Raw genomic sequence first — 12,314 nt, forward strand, 5'->3', positions numbered from 1 at the left:
GCTTGCTCCCTGAGTTTCGCGATTACATCGCGGCGATCATGCCGCCATCGACGTAAATGATCTGGCCGTTGACATAGGTCGAGGCGTCGGAGGCGAGGAAGATCGCTGCGCCCACGAGTTCGTCCGGCTTGCCCCAGCGCTTGGAAGGGATGCGGCCCATCAGCCAGTTGTTGAAGTCAGTGTTGTTGACCAGCGCCTCGTTCATGTCGGTCAGCATGTAGCCGGGACCGATGGCGTTGGCCTGGATGCCATGCTGGGCCCATTCCACCGCCATCGAGCGCGTGAGGTTCTTGATCCCGCCCTTGGCCGCGGTGTAGGGGGCGATGGTGGGGCGCGCGAGCTCGCTGCCGAGCGAGCCGATGTTGATGATCTTGCCGTGCTTGCGCGGGATCATGCGCTTGGCCGCCTCGCGGCCGATCACGAATGCGCTCGTAAGATTGGTCTCGATCACCTTTCGCCACTCGTCGGTGGTGAACTCCACCAGTGGCTTGCGCTGCTGAATGCCGGCATTGTTGACGACGATGTCGACCGCGATGCCCTTCTTGTCGAAATCCTCGAACGCGGCGAGGATCGCCGGCTCATCGGTGACGTTGAAAGCCGCGCCCTCCGCCTGATGTCCGGCGGCGCGAAACTCGGCAACGGCCTGCTCGACGCGTTTGGGATCGACGCCATTGACGATGATCTTGGCGCCGGCTCTCGCCATGCCCTCGGCAATGGCCCGTCCGAGGCCGCGGGAGGAGCCGGTCACGAGCGCAGTGCGACCGGAGAGATCGAAGAGGGCGGTGCTCATCTCAAGAAATCCTCAGACGTTGGAGCGGCGCACGATGAGATCGCTGCGGTCGAACACAGCGGGCAGGAGATCGACGCCGAGGCCGGGGCCTTCCATCGGGAAGACGTAGCCGTCCTTGATGACCGGCATCGTGGTGACGAGCTCATTGTACCAGCCCTTGTAGAAGGCGCGCACGGATTCCTGGATCAGCGTGTTCGGCTGGCTGAACGACATGTGGATGGCCGCGATGAAGCCGATCGGGCCGATGCAATCGTGCGGTGCGAAAGGCCGGTGATAGGTCTCGGCCATCGCCGCGATCTTGCGGCCCTCGGTGAGGCCGCCAGTCCAGCACAGGTCCGCCATCACCACGTGCATGGCGTCGCGGTCGAGCATGTCCTTGTAGGGGAAGCGCGAGCCGAGTGTCTCGCTGGCGCAGACCCAGACGTCGGTCGAGCGGGCATATTCGGCCAGCGCCTGCGGCGAGTTCATGCGGATCGGGTCTTCGTACCAGGTCGGCTTGTACGGTTCGAGCGCGCGCGCGATCTGCTTGGCTGTCGGCAGGTTCCACAGCGAATGGAGCTCGACCATGATCTCCATCCTGTCGCCGACCGCCTTGCGGATCTTCTCGAAGGGCTCGATCGCCTGCTTCATCTGCGCGGCGGTGATGTAGAGACCCTTGTTCTCCTGCGCCGCGGGATCGAACGGCCAGATCTTCATCGCCGAGATGCCGCTTTCCAGCAGGCTTTCCGCCAGCGCGTCGGCGCGGTTCATGAAGCCGTCGAGATCCTCGTAGGGGCCCTTGGAGGCTCCGAGATTCCAGTTCGACACCGGGCTGATGTTGGTCGAGCGGACATATTGCGTGCCGGCGCAGGTGTTGTAGATGCGCTGCTTGTCGCGGCAGAGACCGCCCAGCATCTGGTGCACCGGCTGACCGCAGACCTTGCCGAACAGGTCCCACAGCGCGATGTCGATCGCGGAGGCGGCGCGATATTCGACGCCGGTGGAGGACTGCGCCATCGGCAGGTTCAGCATGTCGCGATGGATCGCCTCGATGTGCAGCGGATTGCGGCCGAGCAGGCGACCGGCAAAGGTGTCGTGGATCTGTGCTTCGACCGCGCCCGCGCCGTAGAAGGTTTCGCCAAGACCGATCAGACCCGTGTCGGTGTGAACGCGCACCCAGATGACGTTGGAGAATTCCTCGGTGCGCAGGGTCTCGATCGACGTGATCTTCACGGCAGCAATCCTCCCATCCGGGGCGCGTTGCGCCCGTGTTGTTGTCGTTTCGCACTGCCGCATGCTGCGGCAGGCGGTCGTCGTCTTACGCCTGCTTGTAATATATCACAACATGTTTTAAGGGTGGCACAAATAAGACGCCGCCCTGCGACGCGCGCAGGGCCGACGGGAGGAATGCATGGCACGGCGCAAGCGCGCGCTCGAGGTGGTGAGAAACGAGGACGACGGCGAGGGCAGGCCCAGCCGGCGTAACCGGCTCAATTTCTTCGAACTCGCCTATCAGAGGATCGAGGAACTCCTCGTCCATTGCGAGCTCAAGCCCGGCCAGTTCATGACCATGCTCGAGTTGCAGCACATTACCGGCTTCGGCCGTACGCCGGTGCACCACGCCGTCAATCGTCTTTCCGCCGACACGCTCATCATCATCCGGCCGCGCCACGGCCTGCACATCGCGCCGATCGATCTGGCGCGCGAACGCATGCTGCTGGGCCTGCGCCGCGACATGGAACGCTTCGTGATCCGTCTCGCGGCAGATCGGGCCAGCCTCTCGCACCGCAATCAGGCGCTGCACATCGAACGGCTTCTGCGCGAGCGCCGCGCCAGCCTGACCCTCGACGAATTCAACAGCATCGACCGGCGCATCGACGCGCTGGTGCTGGAAGCTGCCGGCGAACCCTTCCTGGTGCACACGCTGCGGCCGCTGCACACGCTGTATCGCCGCATCGGTTACATCCATCACCGCTTCATGCCAGGGCAGGCCGAACTGTCGGGCACGATCGATCACCATCTCGCCATCCTCAGCGCGGTCGCCAATCGCCGTGTCGAGGACGCCGTGAAGGCGAGCGATGCACTGATCGATTACATGGACGCGATGTTCACGGGCATGGAGTCGGGGATCGATCCGCGCCTGCTCGATTGCAGCATCGAGCCGCTACTTGGCGCGTAACGAGTTTTCAGGAGGAACCAGAATGTCGACAATGGCGATGCCACAACCGACCGCGAGCGAAGCGGCGGTCCGCTACCTCATCACGAACTACAGTCCCAAGGGCAACAAGGTCGGCTGGCTGATGATGGCCTCGATCCTGGTCGAAGCCTGGGATCTCTATTCCATCGCCTTCGTGCTGATCTTCATCCGTGAGCAGTACAACCCCGATCCGCTGATGCTCGGCCTTGCCGCGGCCGGCACCCAGGGCGGCGCCCTGATCGGCGCGTTGCTCGGCGGCTGGCTCTCCGACAAGATCGGCCGCCGCGTCATGTTCCTGGTCACGATGGTGATGTTCATCATCTTGGCGCTGGCGCAGGCTTTCGTGCCGAACGTGACCTGGCTCGTGGTCATTCGCTTCCTGCTCGGCATTCCCCTCGGCTCGGACATCTCGACCGGCTACACCTACATCATGGAATCCATGGCCAAGGGTGAGCGCGAGGTCATGGGCAATCGCTGGCAGTTCATGTTCGCGGTCGGTGAAGTCCTGACCATCGGCGTCATCGTGATCTTCCTCTTGACCGACATGCAGCACGAGATGCTCTGGCGCGTGACCCTCGGTCTCGGCGCAGTGCCGGCCCTGATCATCCTGATCATGCGTCACGACGTGCCGGAGACGGCGGTCTGGCTGGTGCAGAAGGGACGCTACCGCGAGGCCAAGCAGGTCGCGCGGGAGATGTTCAACGACAATCTCGACATGCTGCCGGACCAGGATGTCGAGGTGCCCAAGGTCAGCACCCGTGCGTTCCTCGCCGACCTCAAGAAGGACCCGATCCGCTGGCGCGCCACGATCTACGGCTGGATCGCCTGTTTCGCGCAAGGCAGCGAGTTCTCGACCTTCGCGTTCTATCTGCCGGTGCTGTTCGTCATGGTCGGCGTGTCCAGCGTGCTCGGCAACAACCTCGTGACGATGGCGCTGTTCTGCTTTGCTGCGCTTTCGGGCTGGGTCGGGCCGCTCCTGACTCCGAAGATCGGCCACCGCGGCATCGCGATTGCCGGCTTCGGCATCGTGCTGGCCTCGCTCCTGGTCGCGGCCTTCGCGCTCTACACCGACAACAAGATCCTGCTGCCGTTCGCGGCCGCGGCCATGTTGTGGGGCCATTATTGGGATGCGTCGAACTGCATGACGATCCCGACCATGGTCGCCAAGCCGAAATACCGCGGCACCGCCAGCGGCTTCGCCTACATGTTCGTGAAGCTGCCGTCGTTCCTGGCGATCTTCCTGTTTCCCTCGCTGTTCGCGGCGATCGGACAGGCCAATGCCACGCTGTTCGTCGCGATCTTCCCGCTGATCGGATTGCTCGCCGCGATCTTCATCCTGCCGGAAGTCTACGGCTACGAGAACGACTGAGGATCTGACCTACCTGATCGCGGCGGCAAGCGCCGCGATCAGGGCAGGCGGCGTCACCAGGATGCCGAGCTTGAGGAACGGCCACGCGCCGACCTCGATCTTCTCCCGTCGCAGCGCGACCAGCCAGAGGATGGTCGCGAGCGAGCCCGTCACCGACAGATTGGGTCCGAGATCGACGCCGATCAGGATCGCGCTCATCACGGGGGCGGGCAGGTGGTCGCTGGCGGCGATCGAGCCCGCGACAAGGCCGACGGGCAGGTTGTTGGCGATGTTGTCGGCGATCGCGGTCGCGATGCCGACGCTCCAGGCGGCCTTGGGAACCGATTGCGCGATCGCATCTTGCAGCAACGCGCTGAGCTGTCCGATCGCGCCGGTCTTCACCAGGGCTTCCACCATCACGAAGAGACCGCCGACCAGCGGCAGCACGCTCCAGGAGACGCCGCGCAGCACGGGCAGCGGCGATTGGCGGCTGAGCAGCAGCACGATCGCCGCCGTGACGGTGCCGCAGATGAAGGTCGGCAGGCCCAGGGACTTGTCGAGCGCGGACGCCGTGACCAGGACGACTCCGATCGCGACGATACCCGCCGCCGTCAGCTTGCCGCCGCGGCCGAGCGTCGGATGCGGCACGCTGCGCGCTATGGTGTCCTGCTTCAGCGCGCGGTGCTGGGTCAGGCGCAGCACCGCATAGGTGAGCACGATCGAGGCCAATGAGGGCAGGGCGAACAGTCCTAGCCATTCCGTGAGCGGCGGCATACGCGCGCCGAACACGACGAGGTTGGCGGGATTCGATATCGGCAGCACGAAGCTCGCGGCGTTCGCGATGAAGGCGCAGACGAAGAGATAAGGCAGCGGCTTGGCGCCGGCCGCACGCGTCGCCGCATAGACGGCGGGCGTCAGCACGATCGCCGTGGCGTCGTTGGAAAGCAGCACCGTCACCAGCGTGCCGACGAGATAGATCAGCAGGAACAGCCGCTGCGGCGACCCGTTCGCATATTCGACCGCGAGCGCGGCGAGATAATCGAACAGGCCTTCGAGCCGGGCGAGTTCCGCGATCAGCATCATGCCGATCAGGAAAAGATAGACGTCGACGCCTTTTTCGATGCCGATGAGCGCATCCTGCCAAGGCAGGAAGCCGGGCAGCACCAGCGCTGCGGCGCCGATGACGGCCCAGATCGCCTCGGGCAGGCGGAAGGGACGGATGATGACGCCTGCGGTCGCGGCCGCGATGATGCCCCAGGCCCAGATGGCGTCATGCGGCGCTGTCGGCACGTTCGGTCCTCGATGCGAGATTGGTCATTTGGCAGCGATAACGGATGTCGGCGCCGCTGTCTTCCCCCCGGTTCGGCGAGGGCCGTCAGCCATTTGCCGCGTCTCGGGAAGGGCAACAAGACAGATGACGACGCCGATCGCGGCCACCGCGCCCAAAGTGAGGAATGCCGCGCCGTAGCCGGCGCCGACCACCACCATGCCCGCCAGCGTGGTCGAGAGGGCCGCGCCAATGCTCTGCGCGGTGATGACTGCGCCCTGCGCTACGTTGAAGCGGCCGGTGTTGCGCATGAGGTCGGCGACGATCACGGGAAAGATCGCGCCGAAGATGCCGGCGCCGACGCCGTCGAGCAACTGCACCCCAACCAGCCAGAATGGATTGTCGGATAGCGTATAGAGCGCTCCACGGATCGGGAGGATCACCAGGGCGGCGAGGAAGAAGCGCTTGTGCCCCCAACTGTCGGCCTTGGCGCCGACCAGCATCGCGAACGGCACCATCACCACCTGGGCGGCGACGATGCAGGCCGACATCAGGCTGGTGCCCATGTTCTTGTCCTGAAGCGCGAGTTTCTGGCCGACGAGCGGCAGCATCGCCGCGTTGGCGAGATGAAAGAGCAGCGCGCAGATCGCAAAGATGAGCAATGGGCGACAGGTCAGGAGCACGCCGATGCCTGACGGTTGATCCTGCAGGCTGTTCGTGCTGGCGTCGTTCAGCCCACGCGCCAGATCGTGATCGATGGCGCGTTCGGGGATCGCGAGGATGCTGGCGAGGCTCGCGACCGCCATGAGGGCCAGAAGGTAGAATACGACGGTTGGCCCGAACCAGTAGGCGCTGAGTCCGGCAAGGCCCGCCGCGACCGCATTGCCGGCATGATTGAAGGTCTCGTTGCGGCCGATCCGCCGTGTGAACGCGGCATGACCGAAGATGCCGAGCGAGACGGCCGCGATCGCAGGCGGAAAGACGACGGCGGCGGCCTGCGCGATGCCCTGGGAGATCGCAACCGGCAGGAAGCTCGGAAACAGCGGCAGCGCCAGTGACGACAGTGTCACCAGGATGGCAGCGAGAACCATGATGAGCCGTTTCGCCCGCGTCGCGTCGACGAGGGCACCGGCCGGCGTCTGCGCCACGATGCCGGCGACCGTCGCGATCGACATCACGAGGCCGATGCGAGCCTCGTTCCAGTGCTGCTCGGTGAGGAGATAGACGGCCAAATAGGGGCCGAGGCCATCGCGGACGTCGGCGAGAAAGAAGTTGGCCGCATCCAGGGCGCGGCCGGCTTGTTTGGCCTGATCGGGGTCTTGGCTCGACATCGGCTTCTCGATCGAGGCGCGCTCGCCCCGACAGAAACGGATGTCACATTGGCTTTGTTCCGCGCCTGGCCGGCCGCTTCAGAACTTCACCGCGAGCAGTACTGCGCCTGCGCCGATCATGGTGATGCCGACCCAGCCCTGCGTCGTCGGGCGCTCGCCGAGAAAGACGAAGGCGAACAGCGCAACCAGCACGACGCTGAGCTTGTCGATCGGCGCGACCAGCGTGGCGGGCCCGAGCTTCAGCGCGCGGAAATAACACAGCCAGGACGCGCCGGTCGCAAGGCCCGACAACACCAGGAACACCCATGTTCGCGACGAGACCGCCGACGGGACCGTGAATTGGCCGGTAAAGAACAGCAGCACCGAGAAGGCCAGCAGCACCACGATGGTGCGGATGAAGGTGGCGAGGTCCGGATTGATGTTCTCGACGCCGACCTTGGCGAAGATCGCGGTGAGCGCCGCAAAGCACGCGGACAACAGCGCCCAGGTCTGCCAGGCGGAGAAGAGGGCGGGTTTCATGGGAGAAGTATCCGGAGCGCTTCAATCGTCGTCATGTGGGGAGGTTTTCTAACATTCCGCCGTCGTCCGGGCGAAGGCCGGGACCCCTGACCACGAAAAGGTGTTTGGCGAAGATGCCAATGGCCATCCCGTGTCAAACGTCTCCGTGGGGGTATGAGGCGCGGCCATGGCCGGAACGAGGCTGCAAGGTGTCGCACATACTCATCGCGCCCCCGAGAGCTTCTCCGTGATCGCCTTGCGCAGGATGCGCGACAGCGATTCCACCGAATACGGCTTCTGGATCAGCTCGAAACCGCGATCGGCATTCTCGGCGAGCACGTTGCTGTAGCCGCTGGTGAGCACCACCGGCAGCCCCGGATAGCGCTCGCGGATGATGCCGGCGAGTTCGACGCCGTTCATTCCGGGCATGATGACGTCGGAGAACACGAGATCGACCGCGAACTCGTTCTCCCCGAGGATCGCCAGCGCCGCGTTTGCATTGGCTGCGCGGCGGACGACATAGCCGAGGTCTTCGAGCAGCTCGGTCGAAAAACGGCCGACATCGTCATTGTCCTCGACCACGAGCACGCGATAGCCGCGCCCGGTGGCGGCGGTCTCCGATGTCAGAGCCGCAACTTCCTTCTCCGTGGCCGGGCTCTGCGCTTGCGGCAGGTAGATCGTGAAGGTCGCGCCCTGGCCGAGCCGGCTGGTCACCGCGATGTCGCCCTCGGACTGCTTGGCGAAGCCGAAGGCCTGGCTCAGACCGAGACCGGTGCCCTTGCCGACCTCCTTGGTGGTGAAGAACGGCTCGAAGATGGAGTTGAGATGCTCCGGTGCGATGCCGCTACCGGTGTCGGTGACCGAAATCGCGACATAGTCGCCGCCGCGCGCCGACTGTGCGCGGACGCTAGGAATGCCTTGGGTCTTCCGCACCGCGATGGTAAGCCGGCCCTCGTCGTCCATGGCGTCGCGGGCGTTGATGGCGAGGTTGATCAATGCAGTCTCGAACTGAGCGATGTCCGCGACCGTGAAACAGTCGGCATCGTGGATCTCGACCGCGATCTCGATGCGGCCGCCGACCAGCGGCCGGACCAGTTGCGCCACGCCCTCGACCTGGCTGCCGACATTGAAGATCTGCGGCTTCAGCGGTTGGCGGCGCGCGAAGGCCAATAGCTGGGCGGTCAGCTTGGACGCCCGCTCGACGGTCTCGGAGATGGCATCGACGTAGCGGCGTCGCCGGTCTTCCGGCAGTTCGCGGCGGCGCAGGAAATCGGTGGCCGAACGGATGATGGTGAGAAGGTTATTGAAGTCGTGTGCGACGCCGCCCGTGAGCTGGCCGATCGCTTCCATCTTCTGCGATTGCCGCAACGCTTCCTCGCCGCGGCGGCGCTCCGTGATGTCCACGGCCTCGGGCACCGCGCCGGTGATGTGGCCGTGGCGATCGAGCACCGGCCGCATGCCGAATTCGAAGTCGCGCTCGCCGATCGGTAGACGCAGGCGCATTTCCATCCGCACCGCTTCGCCCTTCAGCACGTTGTTGAAGGCCTCGCGCACGACGGCGCCCATCCCTGCGGTGCCGGTGAACCAGGGCGTCTCCCAAAGCGGCTTTCCGATGACGTCCGCCGAATCCGCCTTGATGCCGTGGAGGGCGGTCTTGTTGGCGTAGAGCAACTGGCCCTCGAGGTTGACCAGTCCCTGATACTGATTGCTGGTCTCGAGGATCGCGCGCAGCCGCGCCTCGTTGGATTCGAGCTCGGTGGTGCGCTCGGCGATACGCTCTTCCAGCGTCTCGTTGAGCCGCCGAAGCTCGATCTCAGCCTGCTTGGCGACGGTGATGTCGTGGGCGACACCGATGAAGCCGATATGCTTGCCGGTCGGGTCCCAGCGCGGCTGGGATTCCGAGCGCAGCCAGCGCCATTCGCCGTCGGCATTCCTGTAGCGCGCTTCCAGCACGAACGGCTTGAGCGACGCCTCGCCCTGGACCGATCGCTGCAGCACGTGCGGGAGGTCGTCCGGATGCAGTATCTTGCGCCAGTCGAAATCGATGGCCTCCTCGTAGGGCAGGCCGACGAAGTCGACATAGGCCTGGTTGGCGAAGGAGCGCCTGCGGTCGAGCTTGGTCACCCAGATGGGCACCGGCGCACTGTCGGCGATGAGCCGAAAGCGCTCCTCGCTCTCGCGCAGCGTCTCGCGGGCCAGCATCTGGTCGGTGATGTCGATATGGGCTCCGACCAGACGGACCGCGCGCCCGTCTTTGCCGCGCTCGATCTTGGCGACGACACGGATCCAGCGGGTCGCGCCATCCTTGGGGCGCACGATGCGGTATTCCGCGGTGTAGTCTTCGCTGGGCCCGGCCAGGGTCTCGAGGAAATGCTTCACGGTGGCTGCGCGATCGTCGGGGTGGATGCGGTTGACCCAGTCCTCGTGCGATTCCTCCGCTGCTTCCGGCGGCAGGCCGTGAATGATCAGATATTCCGGTGAGCGGCGGTTTCTGAAGCCTTCGCGAAAGTCGACCTCGAGGCCGCCGACCTTGCCGATGCGCTGGATCCGCGCAAGCTCTGCTTCGCGCTCCTGCAGGGCGCGATAGGCGTTGTCGCGCTCGCGCGCGATTTCTTCGAGGTGATGACGCAGCCTTTCGGCGGCGCTGGTCTCTGGCAAGGGTTCGATCAAGGCATCGGCCGTTGTGATGCAGGAGTGCACGTGCCGGACCGATATTCACACAGACGGAGCGTGCTGGCCATTGCTCATAGCGATTAGGCTGACGGGAAAACGCCTGCGACCTTGCTGAGGCCGGAAGTCCGATCAGCCAACGTCGGCTCTGGCAATTTGTTCCGAACGCTGGAACGATGCCCCAGCGGATGCGTCGTTGAGGACGTCCCGACTTTCATTGGTAAAGCCAGCTTTCCGAAGAGGCTCAATCTTGAAGCTCTTTGTCTGCCAGTTCTGCGGCAACATCCTCTATTTCGAGAACCGAGCCTGCGAGCGCTGCGGCCATCGTGTCGCTTTCCTGCCGGAGAAGGAGACGATGTCGGCGCTCGAGCCTGACGGCGCGGCCTGGACCACGCTGGCTGAAAAGGGCGAAGCGCGGATGCTGTGCCGCAACGCCGAGTACGATGCCTGCAATTGGTTGACCGACCCTAGTGATGGCAACGGTTATTGTCGCGCGTGCCGTCACAACGGCATGGTGCCAGACCTGTCCGATCCGGCACAACTCGCCGGATGGCGCGAACTGGAGGTCGCCAAGCACAGGTTGTTCTATTCCTTGATCCGCTGGAAGCTGCCGCTCCAGACCCGACAGGAAAACGCCGCGCACGGCCTGACCTTCAATTTCCTTGCCGACGATCCGAACAGCGGGCAGACCATCATGACCGGCCACGACAACGGGCTGATCACGATCGCGCTCACCGAGGCCGACGATATCGAGCGCGAGCGCCGCCGGCTCGAAATGGGCGAGCCGTACCGCACGCTGCTCGGGCATTTCCGCCATGAGGTCGGGCACTATTTCTGGGATGTGCTGGTCCGCGACGGCGGCCGTCTCGATCAATGTCGCGCCGTGTTCGGTGACGATTCCGCCGATTATGGCCTGGCCCTGCAGCGCTACTATGCCGAAGGCGCGCCACCGGACTGGCAGCAGAGCTACGTTTCGGGGTACGCCACGATGCACCCATGGGAGGACTTCGCCGAGACCTGGGCGCATTATCTCCACATTGTCGACACCTTGGAGATGGCCTCCGAGTTCGGCATGGAGGTGCGCCCCAAGGTCGACCGCGACGGGGAGTTGACGGCGCGCATCCGTTTCAACCCTTACGAGGCGAGGGACGTCGAGGCGCTCGTCAACGCATGGCTGCCCTTCACCTTCGCCATGAACAGCGTCAACCGTGCCATGGGCATGCGCGACCTCTATCCCTTCATCCTGTCGCCCGCCGTGGTCGCGAAGCTGGGCTTCATTCACGGCCTGGTCCGGGATGTCGCCAGCGCCGGGGGGCAGACGCAGCCGTAATCGAGGCCCGTGCGGGGCGTCCGGGGCCCGGTCTGGTACGCCAGGAGCGCGGATTTAGACCGTTGCCTCCAGCCCATTTTGATGTACCACGGGAGCCACACGGCCCGCCCCGAGGCCCCAACGGTCAGGGGAGGGTCCCGCCCAAGGTCGAGACCCAAGAAAAGCATGTTCAAACGCATTCTGATCGCCAATCGCGGCGAAATCGCCTGCCGGGTCATCAAGACCGCTCGCCGCATGGGAATTCAGACGGTTGCGGTCTATTCCGAGGCCGACCGCGACGCCCTCCACGTCGAGATGGCCGACGAGGCCGTGCTGATCGGTCCGCCCGCCGCGGCCGAGAGCTATCTGGTGATCGAGAAGATCGTCGAGGCCTGCCGCAAGACGGGCGCCGAGGCCGTTCACCCCGGCTACGGCTTCCTGTCCGAGCGCGAGGCGTTTCCGCGCGCGCTGGAGGCCGCCGGCATCGTCTTCATCGGCCCGAACCCGGGCGCGATCGCCGCGATGGGCGACAAGATCGAATCCAAGAAGGCCGCCGCGAAGGCCAAGGTCTCGACCGTGCCCGGCCATCTCGGCGTCATCGAGGACGACAAGCACGCGGTCAAGATCGCCGACGAGATCGGCTATCCCGTCATGATCAAGGCGTCCGCCGGCGGCGGCGGCAAGGGCATGCGCATCGCGCATTCGAAGGCCGAGGTGTCGGAGGGCTTCAACCTCGCCAAGGCGGAGGCAAAGGCCTCGTTCGGCGACGACCGCGTCTTCGTCGAGAAATTCATCGTCGATCCCCGCCACATCGAGATCCAGGTGCTGGGCGACAAGCACGGCAACGTGATCTATCTCGGCGAGCGCGAGTGCTCGATCCAGCGCCGCAACCAGAAGGTCATCGAGGAAGCGCCGTCGCCGCTGC

Annotated in this window: 10 protein-coding genes; 4 read left to right on the forward strand and 6 right to left on the reverse strand. The window is 64.8% G+C overall.

Annotated elements, in window-relative coordinates; translation table 11 throughout:
- Positions 1-22: 22 nt before the first annotated feature.
- Complete coding sequence (locus tag QM712_RS31265) at positions 23-790, reverse strand: SDR family oxidoreductase (protein ID WP_415027006.1); 768 nt, start codon at positions 788-790, stop codon at positions 23-25.
- Positions 791-802: 12 nt separating this feature from the next.
- Positions 803-2,002 (reverse strand): mandelate racemase/muconate lactonizing enzyme family protein, encoded by a 1,200-nt coding sequence (locus tag QM712_RS31270; RefSeq protein WP_415027007.1) that lies wholly within the window; start codon positions 2,000-2,002, stop codon positions 803-805.
- A 178-nt stretch (positions 2,003-2,180) separates the two neighbouring features.
- On the opposite strand from QM712_RS31270, the gene QM712_RS31275 reads away from it, so the two are divergent.
- Positions 2,181-2,948 (forward strand): GntR family transcriptional regulator, encoded by a 768-nt coding sequence (locus tag QM712_RS31275; protein WP_415027008.1) that lies wholly within the window; start codon positions 2,181-2,183, stop codon positions 2,946-2,948.
- Between the two features lie 22 nt (positions 2,949-2,970).
- A complete protein-coding gene (locus QM712_RS31280; RefSeq protein WP_415027009.1) occupies positions 2,971-4,335 on the forward strand; it encodes an MFS transporter in 1,365 nt (454 codons plus the stop codon).
- 9 nt (positions 4,336-4,344) lie between these two features.
- On the opposite strand, the gene QM712_RS31285 is transcribed toward QM712_RS31280, so the two are convergent.
- The 4 genes from QM712_RS31285 to QM712_RS31300 form a co-directional block, all read right to left on the reverse strand.
- Positions 4,345-5,604 carry an arsenic transporter gene (locus QM712_RS31285; protein ID WP_415027010.1) on the reverse strand — a complete coding sequence of 420 codons (1,260 nt, stop codon included), beginning with the start codon at positions 5,602-5,604 and terminating at the stop codon, positions 4,345-4,347.
- A gap of 24 nt (positions 5,605-5,628) precedes the next feature.
- On the reverse strand, positions 5,629-6,912 hold the full coding sequence (locus QM712_RS31290; protein ID WP_415027011.1) for an MFS transporter: 1,284 nt from the start codon (positions 6,910-6,912) through the stop codon (positions 5,629-5,631).
- A 78-nt stretch (positions 6,913-6,990) separates the two neighbouring features.
- A complete protein-coding gene (locus QM712_RS31295) occupies positions 6,991-7,431 on the reverse strand; it encodes an EamA family transporter (RefSeq protein WP_415027012.1) in 441 nt (146 codons plus the stop codon).
- 201 nt (positions 7,432-7,632) lie between these two features.
- A complete protein-coding gene (locus tag QM712_RS31300; protein ID WP_415027013.1) occupies positions 7,633-10,110 on the reverse strand; it encodes a PAS domain S-box protein in 2,478 nt (825 codons plus the stop codon).
- A 220-nt stretch (positions 10,111-10,330) separates the two neighbouring features.
- On the opposite strand from QM712_RS31300, the gene QM712_RS31305 reads away from it, so the two are divergent.
- A complete protein-coding gene (locus tag QM712_RS31305; protein WP_415027014.1) occupies positions 10,331-11,410 on the forward strand; it encodes a putative zinc-binding metallopeptidase in 1,080 nt (359 codons plus the stop codon).
- Between the two features lie 165 nt (positions 11,411-11,575).
- A partial coding sequence (locus QM712_RS31310; RefSeq protein WP_415027015.1) for a biotin carboxylase N-terminal domain-containing protein occupies positions 11,576-12,314 on the forward strand: 739 nt, incomplete at its 3' end.

It is taken from the genome of Bradyrhizobium sp., from assembly GCF_047605465.1.
Lineage (GTDB): Bacteria > Pseudomonadota > Alphaproteobacteria > Rhizobiales > Xanthobacteraceae > Bradyrhizobium.